This is a genomic window from Mycobacterium cookii, assembly GCF_010727945.1.
GTDB lineage: Bacteria > Actinomycetota > Actinomycetes > Mycobacteriales > Mycobacteriaceae > Mycobacterium > Mycobacterium cookii.
The window spans coordinates 3,308,836-3,326,871 of the sequence record NZ_AP022569.1 but is presented as its reverse complement, the minus strand read 5'-3'; the positions used below and the strand labels follow the sequence as shown (position 1 = coordinate 3,326,871).

Genomic DNA, 18,036 nt, shown 5'->3' with positions numbered 1-18,036 from the left:
GGGCACCGAATTCACCGGAACAACCGCGGCAAACGCCCAGATCAGCTGCAGGCTCGCGTTCTCAGCACCCGGACTCTGTTTCAGAGACTCTGCGCATATCGGATATGGTTGCTCCGCGCAAAATTCCGCCGGGATCCGGCTGGCGTAAATTCATTTACGGCGCGTCTTTTCAGACGATTAATCTTGGTGAATCACCCGCCGAGCGCCATTTGCGGGAATTGCAGGGTCGCATCCGCAGGCACATCCGCAAGCAGTATGTCATCGGGGTCGTCTCGGGCAAGGGCGGTGTCGGCAAGACCACGCTGACGGCGTGCATCGGCGCGATCTTCCGCGAGTGCCGACCGGAGAACGTCGTCGCCATCGACGCCGCACCCGGATTCGGCACCCTGGCCGGACGGATCGACGAGTCGCCCCCCGGCGACTACTCCGCGGTCTTGAACGACACCGACGTCCAGGGTTACGCCGACATCCGGGAACACTTGGGGCAGAACAGTTTAGGGCTGGACGTGCTGGCCGGTAACCGGGCGTCGGACCAGCCGCGTCCGCTGGTTCCGTCGATGTTCGCCGGGGTGCTGTCGCGGCTGCGCCGCACCCACAACGTGATCGTGGTGGACACCTCCGACGACCTCGAGCACCCGGTGATGAAGGCCGTTTTCGACGCCTGCGACACGCTGGTGTTCGTGTCGGGCCTGACCGCCGACACCTCGTTGCCGGTAACGCGGGCGATCGATTTGCTGCGGTCGATGGGCTATCACGAATTGGTGTCGCGGAGCATGGTCATTCTCAACGACAGCCGCAACAAGTACGATCCGGATGCGCGGGCATATCTCACCGAGCGTTTCAGCCAGTCCGGCGCGACGGTCGAATTCATGCCGTATGACCCGCATTTGGCCAAGGGTGGCATTATCGACACTCGTCACGAATTGCAGAAGAAAACACGGCTCCGGCTATTCGAGATCACTGCGGCGTTGGCGGACAAATACGTTCCGGACGCCGACAGGCCACGGTAATGGCAAAGGTCGCATTCCCCGCGCGATGCGCAGTTGCAGTGGTATGTGGCGAACACCTGGTCTCGCAGGTTTACCCGGCGTCGGTGCCGGTGGAGGTGTTCGTCGACAACATCGTCGAATTGCTCAACGATGAACTCAAACGGCGGGGCTTGACCGGGCTGGAATCCGGTATCGGCTACGAATTGCACAAAGCGAATGGCGTGCGGCTCGACGTCACGAAAACCCTGGACGAACTCGGCGTCGAAGACGGCGCCACCCTGGTGCTGGTGCCCGCGCAGGAGGGCGACTCGTTCGAACCGCAGTACGAGTCGTTGTCCACCGGCTTGGCCCGGATCGGCAAGAAGCTGTTCGAGTCGGTCACCGCCGCCACCGCGGCACACACCGCGCTGGCCATCCTGGCAATGATCGCCGCGTCGGTGCTTGCGGTGGCGATCCGCAACCGCACCGCGGGCGACTCGCTGGTGCCCAGCATCGTGACCGGCGTGCTCGGCCTGCTCGCCATCGGCGGTGCCGCGACGGTCGCGCGCTGGTGGCCGCATCGCGCCGACCTACTCGGCGGATTCGCCTGGCTGGCGGTGCCGCTGCTGGCGGTCAGCGTGGGCGCGGCCGCTCCGGGAGCCCTCGGCGCCGCGCACCTGTTCATCACCGTGCTGGCCGCCGCGATGCTGACCAGCGGGCTGGCGGCGACCACGCGACGCAACCTCAACGTGGCGGCGACGGTCGTGACGCTGTGCGGGATCGGCGGCGTGATCGCCGCGGCCCGGATGTGGCGCCCGGTGCCCGCCCAGTGGCTGGGCATGATCACCCTGGTCATCCTGCTGTTCCTGTTGACGTTGGCGCCGACGTTCGCGCTGTGGTCCGCGCGAATCCGGCCGCCCTACTTCGGCTCGGTGACGGGTCGCGATCTGTTCCGTCGCAGCGCCGGGCTGCCGGTCGACGCGGTGTCGCCGGTGGACGAGGCCGCCGAGGAAGAGCTGAGCCCGGACACCACGCCCCGGGGTGCGCAGATCGCGGCGGCCGCCGTCCGCGCCAACAACGTGCTGACCGGGATCTGCGTGGGCGCAAGCCTGGCGCTGCCCGCCGCGGTGTGGGCGACGCTGATGCCGGGCCATCACCGCAGCGGCCACGCGGTGGTGCTGGCCGGGCTGTTCGTTCTGATTTTCATCAGCCGCGGCCGCGCCTTCGCCGACAAGCGACAGGCCGTCGCGCTGGTCTGCGGGGCCGCCGCCGCAACCTGCGTCGGCGTCATCAAGTACGTGTGGCACGCGCCGCCGGCATCGTCGGCCGCGGTGCTGTGGGGAGCGCTGGTGCTGGCCGGGTTCGGCGCCGCGGGTCTGGTGGCGGCGCTGCTGGTGCCGATTACCCGGTTCACCCCGCTGGTGCGCATGATCGCCGAATGGCTGGAGATCGCGGCGATCATCGCCGCACTACCGCTGGCCGCGTGGATCGGGGGGCTGTTCAACTGGGTGCGCATGCGATGACGGCGCCGCGGCGGATCTCCGCGCTCATGCTCGTCGGCCTGCTGGTCGGTCTTCCCGCGACTTTTCCGGCCGCACAGGCGATTCCGCCGCCCGCGGTCGACCCCGGCCGGGTGCCTCCGGACGGCAAGCCCGCACCGGAGCAGCCGATGCGGCAGAGCAACATCTGCGCGCGCACGATCACGGTGGCCGATCCGAACGTAGCCGTCGTCGCGCCGGGCTTCACGTTGCTCAACGTCGCCAAGGCGTGGCAGTACTCGACCGGCAACGGGGTCCCGGTGGCGGTGATCGACACCGGGGTCAACCCGAGTCACCGGCTGCCAGTGGTCCCCGGCGGGGACTACATCATGGGTGGCGACGGTTTGATGGACTGCGACTCGCACGGCACCGTGGTGGCCTCACTCATTGGCGCTGCACCGCAAGGCATTCCGATGCCCGCCCCGATGCCGCTTGTGCCGGCGTTCCCGCCGCCGGCCGGACCGCCGCCCGTCGATGCCGGGCCGCCGCCGCCGGGCGGACCGCCGCCGCCGATCGCGCCACCGCCGCCCCCGTCGCCGGTGACGATCACCGAAACCAAGCCCGCGCCGCCGCCTCCGCCGCCACCGCCGCCCGACGAGCCGTCGAACGGGCCGGGTGACCCGACTCCGGCCGCGCCGGACGACCCCGAGGTGCCTCCGCTGCCGCCGGGGGCACCGGACGGCGTCGCCGGGGTGGCGCCGCACGCGCGCATCATCTCGATCCGTCAATCGTCGCGCGCTTTCGAACTGGAGAGGCCCGGCGGTGGCGACACCGAGGCCCGCAAGAAGGCCGGCACCGTCGCCACCCTGGCCAGCGCGATCGTCCACGCGGCGAACATGGGCGCCAAGGTGATCAACATCAGCGTCACCGCCTGCGTGTCGGCGGCAGATCCGTTGGACCAGGCCGCAATTGGGGCCGCCGTGTGGTACGCGGCAACCGTGAAGGACGCGGTTATCGTCGCCGCGGCCGGAAACGAGGGCGAGGACGAGTGCGCCCAGAACCCCGGCTTCGACCCGCTGGACACCGCCGATCCGCGCGACTGGCATCAGGTCAAGACGGTGTCCTCGCCGTCCTGGTTCTCCGACTACGTGCTGTCCGTCGGCGCCGTCGACAACACCGGCGCGCCGGTCAGCAAGAGCCTGTCCGGGCCGTGGGTGGCCGCGGCGGCGCCCGGGGTCGGGATCATGGGGTTGTCCCCGCAGACCGGGGGACCGGTGAATGCCTACCCGCCGCTGCGGCCCGGGGAAAAGAACATGCCGTTCTGGGGGACCAGCTTCTCGGCGGCCTACGTGAGCGGCGTGGCCGCGCTGGTGCGGGCCAAGTACCCCGGCCTGACCGCGCATCAGATCATCAACCGGATTCTGCAGACGGCGCACAACCCGCCGCGCGGCGTGGATAACCAGGTCGGCTACGGGGTGGTGGATCCCGTTGCGGCGCTGACATTCAACGTGCCGCCCGGAGATCGCCTCGCGCCCGGAGCGCAGAGCCGGGTGATCGTGCCCGCCGCTCCGCCGCCGCCGCCGGATCATCGCGCCCGCACCGTGGCGGTGGTGTTCGCCGGATTGGTGATCGCGGCGGTCGTGATCGCGTCGCTGGTTGCGCGGGCTCGGCGAGAACGATGACCGCCCCGGTGCGGCTGGCGGTAGTCGTCAGCGTCCTCGCCCTCGGTCTCTTCGGCTGGGCGGTAGCCGGGATCCCCGGCGCTGCAGTGGGTTTGGCGCTCGGGGTGGCGGCCGGGGTGATCCGCTGGTGGCGGCAACCGGGCTGGTCGTGGCTGATCCTGTGGCGCCAGCGTGGCCGGGCGATCACCTTGACCGAACCCATCACCGTCGCCAACGACCGCGCCGGTGGCGGCGTGCGTTACCAGGACGGCGTCGCGGTGGTGGCCGTGCAATTGCTCGGCAAGGCGCACCGGCCGACGCTGTTCACCGGGTCGACGGCGACCTACACCGACAACACCGTCGACGTCGCCGACCTGCTACCGCTGTTGCACCAGAGCCTCGGCTTGGCGGTCGAGTCGATGAGTGTGCTCACTGTCGGGGCCCGGCGGCGCAGCAGTGGTGACTATCCGCGGGTCTACGACACGTTGATCGGCACGCCGCCTTACGCCGGGCAGCGCGAGACCTGGCTGATCGTGCGGATCGCTGCGCTGCCGAATGCCGAAGCGCTGCAATGGCGTACCTCGGTGGGCACGGCGACGTTGGCCGCCGCGCAGCGGATCAGCGCGGCGCTGCGACAGCACGGCATTCGCGCCAAGGTGGCGACCGCCACCGACATCGTCGAGCTGGAGCGGCGGCTGGGATCGTCGGCGCTGAGCGCACACCACCAGCGGTGGCGCACTGCGCGGGGCGAGGGTGGCTGGCTGACCAGCTACTGGTATCGCCCCGCCGACATCTCCGCGGAGAGCCTGGAACACGTCTGGGCGTTGCGGGCCGACGGGATCATCCAGAACATCACCGTGTTCGGCGACGGCAGCATGACGGCGACGGTCACCGTGCGTACCGCACAGCCGCCGACGGCGCCGCCCAGCGTGATCTTCAAAACGTTGCCCGGCGAGCAGGCCCGCGCGATCGCGTCCAATCTCTGCGGCCCGATGCCGGCGTTGCACGGTGTGCGGCGCGGCGTGCTGGACCGGCCGCTGGTCATCCCGATCGGGCCGTCGGGCGTGCTGCTCGGCAAGGTCGACGCCGGTAACCGGCTGATGCTGCCGCTCGACGATCCGGGCGAATTCAGCCGGGTGCACATCGCCGCACAGGACGCGTTGGCGAAACGGATCGTGGTGCGGCTGGCCGGCGCCGGCGAACGCATCACCGTGCACACCCGCGATCATCAGCGCTGGGCCAGCGTGCGAATGCCCGACATCGCGGTGGGCAGTCAGGTCAGACCGATGGCCGGCACCACCGTCAGCGTGGTCGACGGGTCGATCACTCCGGCGCCGCGGCCGAATACCCTGATCTCGATCGGTGAGCCCGGAACGCCGTACCGGGGAACCGCGGATGTGTTGATCACGCAGATCGGGCCCGCGACCGTCGATGTGACGGCTGCCGGACAACTGCATACGGTTGAGGTCGAGTTGTTCCGCGCCGAGAATCGTTACATCTCGTCGGAGCCGACGAACCTGAGGACATCCGAGCTCGAATCAGTGGAATAGAGGATGACTTTTCACTGGTGTGCAGAGAGGAGCGGCGCATGACGAGCAGTGTCAACACGCCCGCCGCTCGCAAGCGGTTCGATCAGGCGATGGCGATGTTCGACCTCGACCAGTCGGCTGCCCTGCTGCGGTTCCGCGAGGCCACCGACATCGATCCGTCGATGGCAGACGCCTGGCTAGGCCGGATCGCCGCCGGTGACGAGGAACTGACCAGCCTGCAGCAGCTGTACGCCTACGGCGCGCGGCTGCACCGGGAGACCAATCGGCTCGGTGTCCGGTTGTCGGCGTCCATCAAAGCCGGTCCGTATCTTGCGATTTCGGTGACCGAGTCGTCGCACGCCGGCCTGGCCCTGGCGAGCGCACTCGTCGACGACGGCCAGTACGAGAAGGCTGAAGCGCTGCTGAAAGATCCTGCGCTGCTGGACACCTGGGAGAACCACCAGTGGCAGCAGTACGTGCGGGCATACCTGATGTTCGCCACGCAGCGCTGGCCCGACGTGATCTCGGTCGCGGCGACCGTCCTGCCGCCGCAGGCGATCATCATGTCGGCGGTCACCGCGGCCACCAACGCGCTGGCCGCGCACGCCGCGGCGCATCTCGGCCAGGCCCGGGTCGCGCTGGATTGGGCGGACCGGGTCGACCTGCGAGCCGGCAACGGCGGTGCAGCCGAGGCGCGGCGCCACCAGCTGACCGACACCGCGGTGACGGCGATCGATCCGAATGAATTCCCCTTGATCGCAGCTGATCTCGCCTATGTACGCGGGATGGCGCATCGCCAGCTCGACGAAGAGGATAAGGCCCAGATCTGGCTGTCGAAGGCGGCGATCAACGGGGCGTTGATCGCCGCGGCCAAAGACGCGCTGGCTGACCCGCAGCTGCAACTCGTCGTCACCGACGAGGAGACCATCAACACCCGCAGCAACAGGTGGGATGTCACGACCGAGCGCTCCGAGGGCGAGCGCCGCGAAGAGGAGAACGAGGAGCGGCGCGAAGAACTGCTCAGCGAGGGCCGCGCACTGCTCAACAACCAGGTCGGTTTGAGTGAGGTCAAGCGGGCGGTCGCCGAGATCGAGGATCAGATCGAGGTCCGCGCACTGCGGTTGGCAGCCGGCTTGCCGGTGACCAACCAAACCAACCACATGTTGCTCGTGGGTCCGCCTGGTACCGGTAAGACGACGACGGCCGAGGCGCTCGGGAAGATCTACGCCGGGCTGGGCATCGTGCGGCATCCGGAGATCATCGAAGTCAAGCGCGCCGATTTCTGCGGCGAGCACATCGGCGCCTCGGGCCCGAAAACCAATGAGCTGATTGCCCGTTCGCTGGGGCGCATCCTGTTCATGGACGAGTTCTACAGTCTGGTCGAACGCCATCACGACGGGCGACCGGACATGATCGGCATGGAGGCGGTCAACCAACTCCTCGTCGCGCTCGAGGTGCACAGGTTCGACTTCTGCTTCATCGGCGCCGGATACGAGAAGGAAGTCGACGAATTCCTCACCGTCAACCCGGGTTTGGCGGGCCGGTTCAACCGCAAGCTGCGGTTCGCGTCGTACGCGCCCGACGAACTGGTGGAGATCGCGGTGCGTTACGGCGAACCGCGCGCGACCGTCATCGAGCCGGCGGCCCGCGAAGCGCTGAACATGGCCTGCAAGACATTGCGGGCCTACCTGGCGCCGGACGGCCAGCACGGTATCGATGTGATGCAGAACGGTCGCTTCGCCCGCAATGTCGTGGAGCGCGCCGAGCGGGTGCGGGATTCCCGGGTGGCCGCTCAGCATCGCTCCGACAAGGGTTCGGTCACCGTCGAGGACCTGGAGACGCTGCGTACCCAGGACATCATCGCGGCGGTCACCGATGCGTGCGCGGAAAAGCACGTACCGCTGCAGCTTTGAGCTAGTGAGGCCCGATCGGATCGAACCGGAACACCGCGAGACGTCCCGCGAGCGCCTCGAATTCCTCTGAGGTTCCGTCGACGACCATCCCCGAACTCTTGGCGAATGCGACACCGACAGGCACCTCGACCGGAAAGGCCCGCAGTACCGGACGTGCCTGTGCCGCAGTCAGTTCCACGATCCGCACCGGCCGTGATCGGCGGCCCCTGCTGAGGGTGCCGGTCCCGGCGGCGCGGGCGTTGGCGGCCCAGTCCGCACCGGGATAGCCGGCCACCACATACAGGTCGCCGTCGAATCGGAACGGCGTCATCGGGGTGCTGCGCGGCTTACCGGACTTGCGGCCCGGCACGGTCAGCACCATCGCGGGCCCGGTGGGGATGCCGAGCTTCTGCACCGCCATCATGACCCTGTTCATCGGCTTGAGGTAACGCGGCGGGCGCGGATCGGACATGGCTGTTTTCCTTCCTATTTCGCGAACAGCTGACGGTGAGCGGAAACCCACTGGGCGAAGGTGGTCGCCGGCCGGCCGGTGATCTTCTCGACCTCCCCGGTGACCAGGGCGGGATTGTCGACGGAGTCGGCGAGCATGGCCGTGTACGCATCCGCGAAGTCGCCGCCCAGGCCGATGGCGATGAAGCGCTGCCGCACCACGTCGGGTGGGGCCTCGACGTAGCGCAGTGGCCGGCCCAGGACGGTGCCGATGACGTCGACCAGCTCGGTGTTGGTCAGGGCCTGCGGTCCGGTCAGCGGGATCTTCTGGCCGACAAGCTCGTCGGTGGACAACGCGTGCGCGGCCACCGCTGCGATATCGGCTTCGACGATCGGCGCGCTGGAGGCCGCGGCGTAGGGCCCGCCGACGACATCGCCGGCACGAATCTGCGCCGACCACATGCCGACGAAGTTCGTGGCGAACACCGTGGGCCGCAGGCTCACCCACTCCAGACCGGAGTCGACGCAGAGTTGCTCGACCTCTTTGTTGCGGTCGCCGCGAACCCGCGACGGTTGCCGGGAGAAGTCGTCGTCGGCGTTGATTGCCGACAGCGCAACCAGTTTGCGTACCCGGTGGCGTCGGGCCGACTCCACCACGTCGGACAGCTGCGGACCGAGCGCACGGGAATTCAGGAACACCGCCGACGCGCCGGGGAGCGCGTCGAGAACCGAGTCAGCCGCTTGCACGCCGTCGGGAAATTGACTCGCCGATGGTGTGCGGGTGACAGCCCGCACCGGGACACCCGCGGCGGCAAGCTGGGTGACGAGCGGGCGGCCGACGTTTCCGGTCGCACCGGTGACGACGATGGTCATGGGACCCTCCTGAGGTAAACACGCTTTTAGTCAAGGACGGTCCGAGAGGTGAGAAAGTTACACATCGGACCTTGTAACTTTTCGACCGACTAGATCGTCATGAATTCATGAGCAATGACCAGATCACCCAGGCCTGGCGACGGCATCGGCCCTACCTGGTCAATTTGGCGTACCAGATGCTCGGCGATGTCGGTGACGCCGAAGATGTTGCGCAAGAGGCGTTTCTGCGGCTGTCACGCACCGACCCCGCCGAGATCGACGACATCCGTGCGTGGCTGACCGTGGTGGCGGGCCGGCTCTGCCTGGATCAGGTGCGATCTGCGCGCGCCCGCTACGAGCGGCCCGACGATATCGGCTCAGAAGCCGCGGCGCTCAACCAATCCGGGCGTCCGGATCCGGCCGATCGAGTCACCCTCGACGACGAGGTCCGCACGGCGCTGCTGGAGGTGCTGCGCAGGCTCAGCCCCGGTGAGCGGGTGGCGTTCGTGTTGCACGACGTGTTCGGCGTCCCGTTCGACGCGATCGCCGAGACCGTCGGCCGCCCGGTCGGCACGTGCCGCCAGCTTGCCCGCCGCGCCCGGACGAAATTCACTCTCGCGCAGCCGAACCCAAGCGACGTGCCGGTCGCCGAACACCAGCTGGTCACCGAGAAGTTCATCACCGCCTGCGCCGACGGCGATCTGGCCGGCCTGGCCGCGGTGCTGGACCCGACGGTGTGGGGTGTCGGCACGGTGCTCGCCGATCCGGCACCGCCGCCGCAGATCAACTACGGGCCACACGACGTCGCGGTCAACCTGCTGCGTTACCTGGGGCCGGGGGTGACGGTGGTGAGCGGTCCCGTCGGCCAGCCGGTGCTGCTGGCGTTCGCCGAGCGACGGCTGTTCGCGGTCATCGTGCTGACCATCGACGGGCAACTGGTGACCAAGATCGAGGCCACCGCCGACCCGTCGCTGCGGTCGGGCTAGCGGCGCGGGCCGTCCGGGCGCGTTGCGAAGAACCCCGCGATCGTCGCGGCGATCTCGAGGAACTTGCGCCGGGTGCCGCGACCCAGCTCGCTGCGCACGTCAATGACGCCGCCCGGCCGCAGGTGCGGATCGAAGGGCACCTGCACGACCGTCTGCCCGCGGTTGACGAACTGGTGCGCCAGCACCGAACGAGTGCGATTGTCCGAGTGGCCGTCCGAGTCGTTGAGCACCACCACGGTGCGACGCAGCAGGCTGGTACGGCCATGGGCTGCCAGCCATTCCATCGTCTGGGCCGCTGCCGAGGCGCCGTCGGCCCAGGGCGAGGACACCACGATCAGCGCGTCCAGGTCGCTGAGCGCCTCCTGGGTGACCGGGGCGTCCATCGTGGAACCGCAGTCGATGATCGCGATTGTGAAATGCCGGTCGAGACGCGAGGTGGCCTCGCGGTACAGCGCAGGATCGAGCACCCGCCGCGGTCCTGCCGTCGGCTCGCCGGCCAGCACGTACAGGCCCGCGGAGTTACTGCCGACGCGGGTGCTCACGTCGGCGAACGATTGAAGGTTCTTGTCGGAGGCGAGTTCCCAATACGACCCGCTGGTCTGCGGGTCGATGCGGCTGCCGAGCCGGCCGAAAGCCGTGTCGGCGTCGACGGCGACCACCCGGTCCTGACGACGCAGCTCGGCGAAGATCGAGCCGACGCTGGCCGCGACTGTGGTTTTACCGACGCCGCCTTTGCCCAGCACGCCGACCTTGTAGTTGCCCCGCAGCGCCGAGCCGATCGCCGCCTCGTAGGCATCCTCCTGCTTTTCCGCGGCCGACGGCCCGGGGTTGACGACTCCGAACGTCGCCCGATAGACGGCGCGTCGCCAGCCGTATTTCGGGCCGGGGCGCTTCAGTTCGGCCGCGCTGCGCGGCGCGAAGTCGAGAGTGCTCCACGACGGCCGCTCGGCCGGTGGCGGGGGAGTGGGTGGCTGAGGGGGTGCCGGACGGGGGTTTGCGCCCTGTGGTCGGGGCGGCGGGCCCGTCGGCGCACCGTACGGCGCGGGCTGCGCCGGCCGCACCCGGTCACGCAGGAAGTCGTCGGATTCGCTCATGAACCGGCCGTAGAGCCTGTCGCGACGGTGAGCTGGGGCACGAAGGCATCGTAAGTCCGCCGCGAGCGGTCCACTGCCACGATGATTGATCGCGCAGGTCACAGCCCTCGGCACCGGAAAAACCCGGGCAACTTTTACGCAGCGGCCGGTGCCGTCCGGTCCAGGCCGGCTGCGGGCGGGTCACGTGGGCTCGGCGACGCCCGCTGCCACGGCTTATGGTGAGTTCGGTCACCCGCCGGACGCGATCGCTGTGAGCCGAGCGGCTTCTCGATAACGCGTTTGGCCGCAATCACAGCAAATTCGCGACCCGGCCGGCCCGGCTGTCCGGCCGATAGCGGCCCGATCAAAGCTCGCTGCGGCGCGCCCAAATGCCCTGCGGCACAGGCCGACCCGAGCAGCCGGGCAGCAGATCGTCGCTCGGCGCAGCGGCACCGGCGACCCTGAGGTTAGAATTGGTCAAGTTGGCATGTCAGGCGGGTTTTGTCATATCGTTTTACGACTTGTCGAAACCGGGAACTGGGCCACCGTTCAGCGCTGCACGGATGAATCCCCGACCGGATCATCGCCACCAGGCGAACACCACATTCGACAAGACCGATGGGGTCTAGCCCACAGCCTTCCGGGCGGCGCCAACGGAGCGGAGGCGATTCCGCGGCGGAAAGTTCTTCGGTGAAGGGTCAGGTGGGAATGGCGCCCCAACGTGTCGGGCTCTACAACCCCGCATTCGAGCATGACTCGTGCGGGGTGGCCATGGTCGTCGACATGCACGGCCGGCGCAGCCGCAACATTGTGGACAAGGCCATCACCGCGCTGGTCAACCTCGAGCATCGCGGCGCCCAGGGCGCCGAGCCGAACAGCGGCGACGGCGCCGGCATCTTGATCCAGGTTCCTGATGACTTCTTCCGTCAGGTCGTCGACTTCGAGCTACCCGAAGCCGGCAGCTACGCCACCGGCATCGCGTTCCTGCCACAGTCGTCCAAAGATGCGACGGCGGCGTGCGCCGCGGTGGAGAAGATCGTCGAGGCCGAGGGCCTGCAGGTGCTGGGCTGGCGCAACGTGCCCACCGACGAATCCTCGCTGGGCGCGTTGGCCCGTGACGCGATGCCCACCTTCCGGCAGATCTTCATCGCCGGCGCCGACGGCATGACGCTCGAGCGTCGCGCCTACGTCGTCCGCAAGCGTGCCGAGCACGAGCTCGGCACCAAGGGCCCCGGCCAAGACGGCCCCGGGCGTGAAACCGTTTATTTCCCAAGCCTTTCCGGTCAGACCATGGTCTACAAGGGCATGCTGACCACCCCGCAGCTCAAGGCGTTCTACCTCGACCTGCAAGACCAGCGACTGACCAGCGCGCTGGGCATCGTGCACTCGCGGTTCTCCACGAACACCTTCCCGTCGTGGCCGCTGGCCCACCCGTTCCGGCGCATCGCCCACAACGGCGAGATCAACACCGTCACCGGCAACGAGAACTGGATGCGGGCCCGCGAGGCGCTGATTGACACCGACGTGTTCGGCTCCCGCGACGACGTCGACAAGCTGTTCCCGATCTGTACCCCGGGCGCCTCGGACACCGCGCGTTTCGACGAGGCGCTGGAGTTGCTGCACCTGGGCGGCCGCAGCCTGCCGCACGCGGTGCTGATGATGATCCCCGAGGCCTGGGAACGCCACCCGTCGATGGATCCCGCGCGGCGGGCGTTCTACGAGTACCACGCATCGCTGATGGAGCCGTGGGACGGACCTGCGTCGATGACGTTCACCGACGGCACCGTGGTGGGTGCGGTGCTGGACCGCAACGGGCTGCGCCCGTCCCGCATCTGGGTCACCGAAGACGGCCTGGTGGTGATGGCCTCCGAGGTCGGTGTGCTCGACATCGAGCCGTCGAAGGTGGTGCGCCGGATGCGGCTGCAGCCCGGCCGGATGTTCCTGGTCGACATGGCGCAGGGCCGCATCGTGGCCGACGAGGAGATCAAGGCCGAGCTGGCCGCCGAGCAGCCGTACCAGGAGTGGCTGGACAAGGGTCTGATCCCGCTGGCCGAGCTGCCGCTGGGTGACTACGACCGGATGCTGCACCACCGGGTTGTGCTGCGGCAGTTGGTGTTCGGCTACACCTACGAAGAGCTGAACCTGCTGGTGGCGCCGATGGCGCGGACCGGCGCCGAGCCGATCGGCTCGATGGGCACCGACACCCCGGTCGCGGTGCTCTCGCAGCGGCCGCGGATGCTGTTCGACTACTTCCAGCAACTGTTCGCCCAGGTGACCAACCCGCCGCTGGACGCCATCCGCGAAGAGGTGGTGACCAGCCTGTCGGGCACCGTCGGGCCGGAGGGCGACCTGCTCAACCCCAATTCGGAATCATGTCGCCAGATCATGATGCCGCAGCCCATCCTGCGTAACCACGAGCTGGCCAAGCTGATCAACCTCGACCCCGACGTCGAGGTCAACGGCCGTCGGCATGGCTTGCGCTCCAAGGTTATTCGCTGCCTGTACCCGGTCGCCGAGAACGGCGCCGGCCTCAAGGCGGCCCTCGACGACGTGCGTGCGCAGACCTCGGCGGCGATCGCCGACGGCGCGCGGATCATCATCCTGTCCGACCGGGAATCCGACGAGCAGCTGGCGCCGATCCCGTCGCTGCTGGCGGTGTCGGCGGTGCACCACCACCTGGTCCGCGAACGCAGCCGCACCAAGGTCGGCCTGGTCGTCGAGTCGGGCGACGCCCGCGAGGTGCACCACATGGCCACGCTGATCGGATTCGGTGCGGCGGCGATCAACCCGTACATGGCGTTCGAGTCGATCGAGGTCATGCTGGACAAAGGTGTTTTCGGCGCCGCCGACGGGCTCGACCGCGAGAAGGCGCTGAACAACTACATCAAGGCCGCCGGCAAGGGTGTGCTGAAGGTGATGTCCAAGATGGGCATCTCGACGCTGGCCTCCTACACCGGCGCCCAGCTGTTCCAGGCCGTCGGCGTCGACGAAGACGTGCTCGGCGAGTACTTCACCGGATTGACCTGTCCCACCGGCGGAATCACCCTGGCCGACATCGCCGCCGACGTCGCGACCCGGCACGCCCTGGCGTTCCTGGACCGGCCCGACGAGCGCGCGCACCGCGAACTCGAGGTGGGCGGGGAATACCAGTGGCGCCGCGAAGGTGAATACCACCTGTTCAACCCCGACACGGTGTTCAAGCTGCAGCACTCCACCCGCACCGGTCAGTACGAAATCTTCAAGGAATACACCCGGCTGATCGACGACCAGAGTGAGCGGATGGCGTCGCTGCGCGGCCTGCTGAAATTCCGTGAGGGGCGCAAGCGGATCCCGCTCGACGACGTCGAGCCGGCCAGCGAGATCGTCAAGCGCTTCTCGACCGGCGCGATGAGCTACGGCTCGATCTCCGCCGAAGCGCACGAGACGCTGGCGATCGCGATGAACCGCCTCGGCGGCCGGTCGAACTGCGGCGAGGGCGGCGAGCACGTCAGCCGGTTCGACCGCGACCCGAACGGCGACTGGCGGCGCAGCGCGATCAAGCAGGTCGCCTCGGCGCGCTTCGGCGTCACCTCGCACTACCTAACCAACTGCACCGACATCCAGATCAAGATGGCTCAGGGCGCCAAACCCGGTGAGGGCGGCCAGCTTCCGGCCGGCAAGGTCTATCCGTGGATCGCCGAGGTGCGGCATTCGACTCCCGGCGTGGGCCTGATCTCTCCCCCGCCGCACCACGACATCTATTCGATCGAGGACCTCGCGCAGCTGATCCACGACCTGAAGAACGCCAACCCGTCCGCGCGGATCCACGTCAAGCTGGTCTCCGAGAACGGCGTCGGGACGGTTGCGGCCGGCGTCTCCAAAGCACACGCGGACGTGGTGCTGATCTCCGGACACGACGGCGGCACCGGCGCGACCCCACTGACGTCGATGAAGCACGCCGGCGCGCCGTGGGAGCTCGGCCTCGCCGAGACGCAGCAGACGTTGTTGCTCAACGGATTACGCGATCGGATCGTCGTCCAGGTCGACGGTCAGCTCAAGACCGGCCGTGACGTGATGATCGCGGCGCTGCTGGGCGCCGAGGAATTCGGCTTCGCGACGGCTCCGCTGGTGGTGTCCGGCTGCATCATGATGCGGGTCTGCCATCTCGACACCTGCCCGGTCGGCGTGGCCACCCAGAACCCGGTGCTACGCGAACGATTCACCGGCAAACCCGAATTCGTGGAGAACTTCTTCCTGTTCATCGCCGAAGAGGTCCGCGAGTACATGGCGCAGCTCGGCTTCCGCACCCTCAACGAGGCGGTGGGTCAGGTCGGGGCGCTGGACACCACGCTGGCCCGCGCGCACTGGAAGGCGCACAAGCTGGACTTGTCGCCGGTGCTGCACGAGCCGGATTCGGCCTTCATGAACCAGGATCTGTACAACAGCTCCAAGCAGGACCACGGTCTGGACAAGGCGCTGGATCAGCAGCTGATCGTGATGTGCCGCGAAGCGCTGGACTCCCAGAAGCCGGTCAGCTTCTCCACCACCATCGCCAACGTCAACCGGACAGTCGGCACCATGCTCGGCCATGAAGTGACGAAAGCCTATGGCGGCCAAGGGTTGCCGGACGGCACCATCGACATCACCTTCACCGGGTCGGCGGGCAACAGCTTCGGCGCGTTCGTCCCGCCGGGCATCACGTTGCGGGTGTACGGCGACGCCAACGACTACGTCGGCAAGGGTTTGTCCGGCGGACGAATCGTGGTGCGGCCACCGGACGACGCGCCGGAAGGCTATGTGGCCGAAGACAACATCATCGGCGGCAACGTGATCCTGTTCGGCGCCACCAGCGGCCAGGCGTTCCTGCGCGGGGTGGTCGGCGAGCGGTTCGCCGTGCGTAACTCCGGCGCGGAGGCGGTGGTCGAAGGCGTCGGCGATCACGGCTGCGAATACATGACCGGCGGCAAGGTCGTGATTCTCGGCGACACCGGCCGCAACTTCGCCGCGGGCATGTCCGGCGGCATCGCCTACGTCTACGACCCGGAGGACGCGTTGGAGGCCAATCTCAACTCCGAGATGGTGGAGATCGAGGCGCTCGACGAAGACGACCTCGAGTTCCTGCAGGGGATCATCCAGGCGCATGTCGACGCCACCGACTCCGCGATCGGGCAGCGGGTGCTGGCCGACTGGGATGGCGCGCAACAGCGTTTCGCCAAGGTGATGCCGCGCGACTACAAGCGGGTGTTGGAGGCGATCGCCGAGGCCGAGCGCACCGGCACTGACCCCGAACAGGCGATCATGGCGGCCGCCAGTGCCTGATCCCAAGGGCTTCCTCAAGTACACCCACCGGGAAACACCGCAGCGCCGTCCGGTGGACCTGCGGCTCAAAGACTGGCACGAGGTCTACGAAGACTTCCCGCACACGTCCTTGCAGCACCAGGCGACGCGGTGCATGGACTGTGGGATTCCGTTCTGCCACAACGGTTGTCCGCTGGGCAACCTGATCCCGGAGTGGAATGACCTGGTCCGCACCGATCGGTGGCGGGACGCGATCGAACGGCTGCACGCCACCAACAACTTCCCCGAGTTCACCGGCCGGCTCTGCCCGGCGCCGTGCGAATCGTCCTGTGTGCTGGGCATCAACCAGGATGCGGTGACGATCAAGCAGATCGAAGTCGAGATCATCGACAACGCCTTTGACGAAGGCTGGGTGGTTCCGCTGCCACCGGAAGCCGACCAGCACACCGGAAAGACCGTCGCGGTGATCGGCTCCGGCCCGGCCGGCCTGGCGGCCGCACAGCAACTGACCCGGGCCGGACACCGTGTGACGGTGTTCGAGCGGGCCGACCGGATCGGTGGGCTGCTGCGCTACGGCATCCCCGAGTTCAAGATGGAAAAGCGCCACCTGGACCGCCGGCTCGAGCAGATGAAGGCCGAGGGCACCGAGTTCCGCGCCGGCGTCGACGTCGGCGCGGACATCACCGCCGAGCAGCTGCGCTCGGAGTTCGACGCCGTGGTGCTGGCCGGCGGTGCGACCGCCTGGCGCGACCTGCCGATCACCGGCCGCGACCTGGACGGCATCCATCAGGCGATGGAGTACCTGCCGTGGGGCAACCGGGTGCAGGAGGGTGACGACGTATTGGGCGCCGACGGCGAGCCGCCGATCACCGCGAAGGACAAGAAGGTCATCATCATCGGCGGCGGCGACACCGGTGCCGACTGCCTGGGCACCGCGCACCGCCAGGGCGCGGCCAGCATCCACCAGCTCGAGATCATGCCGCGCCCCCCGGAGAGCCGTGCCCCGTCCACCCCGTGGCCCACCTACGCGCTGATGTTCCGGGTGTCGTCGGCGCACGAAGAGGGCGGCGAGCGGGTGTTCTCGGTGAACACCGAGGAGTTCGTCGGCCGGGACGGCCACGTCGCCGCGCTCAAGCTGCACGAGGTGACGATGCAGGACGGGAAGTTCGTCAAGACCGAGGGCACCGACTTCGAACTCGACGCCGACCTGGTGTTGCTGGCGATGGGATTCGTCGGGCCGGAGAAGCCGGGCCTGCTCACCGAGCTCGGTGTCGAGTTCACCGAGCGGGGCAACGTGGCGCGTGGCGCGAACTTCGAGACGTCGGTTCCGGGTGTCTTCGTGGCCGGCGACGCGGGTCGGGGCCAGTCGCTGATCGTCTGGGCGATCGCCGAGGGGCGCGCGGCCGCGGCGGCGGTGGATCGGTTCCTGATGGGGGAGACGGCGCTGCCCGCACCGATCGCCCCCACGGCGGCTCCGCAACGCTAGTCACATTCGTCACGTACGCAACATTTGATAAATGTTGCGGCGAGTCTTACACTATTTGCCAGCCGAAGGCTGTCTAATAGTTCGATACGGGCGTCGCGGGGTGTGGGGCCCGGTTGAGCTGATCGACCGCAGGAGTTAGCGCTGTGTATATGAACCCGATGACCCGCTCACGGGTCGGCCGAATCGCCTGGTCATGGTTCCGACACCCAGTCAAGAGCCGGGAATTCCCGGCAAAGCTCGAGCGCTTGGTGACCCCGGAAGACCTGCTGCGCTTCGGCGTTTGAGCCGACGCAAGCGTTCATCGGCTGCATGGCGCAGCTTTGCTGAACTTTGCGAGGTTGTGATCGCGGCGTGTCCGAAGCGCGATCACGTGATTTTGGGCTC

At 68.1% G+C, this 18,036-nt stretch carries 10 protein-coding genes and 1 pseudogene; 8 read left to right on the top strand and 3 right to left on the bottom strand.

All coding sequences use genetic code 11. From position 1 onward, the window contains the following. Positions 1–65: 65 nt before the first annotated feature. The 5 genes and pseudogenes from G6N27_RS15605 to eccA all read left to right on the top strand — a co-directional run. Positions 66–1,010, top strand: a pseudogene (locus G6N27_RS15605) (MinD/ParA family ATP-binding protein); the annotation flags it as partial. Continuing rightward, the gene (eccD, locus tag G6N27_RS15600; RefSeq protein ID WP_163777281.1) at positions 1,010–2,491 is read left to right on the top strand and encodes a type VII secretion integral membrane protein EccD; all 1,482 of its coding nucleotides are present in this window, start codon (positions 1,010–1,012) and stop codon (positions 2,489–2,491) included. The pseudogene G6N27_RS15605 and the gene eccD, both read left to right, overlap by 1 nt. Further along, entirely contained in the window at positions 2,488–4,128 is a 1,641-nt protein-coding gene (gene mycP, locus G6N27_RS15595) for a type VII secretion-associated serine protease mycosin (protein WP_163777279.1), read from the top strand. Before eccD ends, mycP begins: the two co-directional genes overlap by 4 nt. Beyond that, positions 4,125–5,657, top strand: coding sequence for a type VII secretion protein EccE (eccE, locus tag G6N27_RS15590; protein ID WP_163777277.1), 1,533 nt, complete (start codon positions 4,125–4,127; stop codon positions 5,655–5,657). The genes mycP and eccE overlap by 4 nt, the downstream gene beginning before the upstream one ends. Positions 5,658–5,695: 38 nt before the next feature. After that, on the top strand, positions 5,696–7,549 hold the full coding sequence (eccA, locus tag G6N27_RS15585; protein ID WP_163777275.1) for a type VII secretion AAA-ATPase EccA: 1,854 nt from the start codon (positions 5,696–5,698) through the stop codon (positions 7,547–7,549). A 1-nt stretch (position 7,550) separates the two neighbouring features. On the opposite strand, the gene G6N27_RS15580 is transcribed toward eccA, so the two are convergent. Together G6N27_RS15580 and G6N27_RS15575 are read right to left on the bottom strand one after the other, a co-directional pair. Then, entirely contained in the window at positions 7,551–8,000 is a 450-nt protein-coding gene (locus tag G6N27_RS15580) for a nitroreductase family deazaflavin-dependent oxidoreductase (protein WP_163777273.1), read from the bottom strand. Between the two features lie 14 nt (positions 8,001–8,014). Continuing rightward, the gene (locus G6N27_RS15575) at positions 8,015–8,851 is read right to left on the bottom strand and encodes an NAD(P)H-binding protein (protein ID WP_163777271.1); all 837 of its coding nucleotides are present in this window, start codon (positions 8,849–8,851) and stop codon (positions 8,015–8,017) included. A 107-nt stretch (positions 8,852–8,958) separates the two neighbouring features. Between G6N27_RS15575 and sigI the strand changes: the two genes are divergently transcribed. Then, positions 8,959–9,816 carry an RNA polymerase sigma factor SigI gene (gene sigI / locus G6N27_RS15570; protein ID WP_163777269.1) on the top strand — a complete coding sequence of 286 codons (858 nt, stop codon included), beginning with the start codon at positions 8,959–8,961 and terminating at the stop codon, positions 9,814–9,816. Here the strand turns inward: sigI and G6N27_RS15565 are convergent. Continuing rightward, the gene (locus tag G6N27_RS15565) at positions 9,813–10,910 is read right to left on the bottom strand and encodes a MinD/ParA family ATP-binding protein (protein WP_163777267.1); all 1,098 of its coding nucleotides are present in this window, start codon (positions 10,908–10,910) and stop codon (positions 9,813–9,815) included. The genes sigI and G6N27_RS15565 overlap by 4 nt on opposite strands. A 687-nt stretch (positions 10,911–11,597) precedes the next feature. Between G6N27_RS15565 and gltB the strand changes: the two genes are divergently transcribed. Further along, positions 11,598–16,187 (top strand): glutamate synthase large subunit, encoded by a 4,590-nt coding sequence (gene gltB / locus G6N27_RS15560; RefSeq protein WP_163781869.1) that lies wholly within the window; start codon positions 11,598–11,600, stop codon positions 16,185–16,187. After that, positions 16,180–17,652, top strand: coding sequence for a glutamate synthase subunit beta (locus tag G6N27_RS15555; RefSeq protein WP_163777266.1), 1,473 nt, complete (start codon positions 16,180–16,182; stop codon positions 17,650–17,652). The genes gltB and G6N27_RS15555 overlap by 8 nt, the downstream gene beginning before the upstream one ends. Positions 17,653–18,036: the final 384 nt, after the last annotated feature.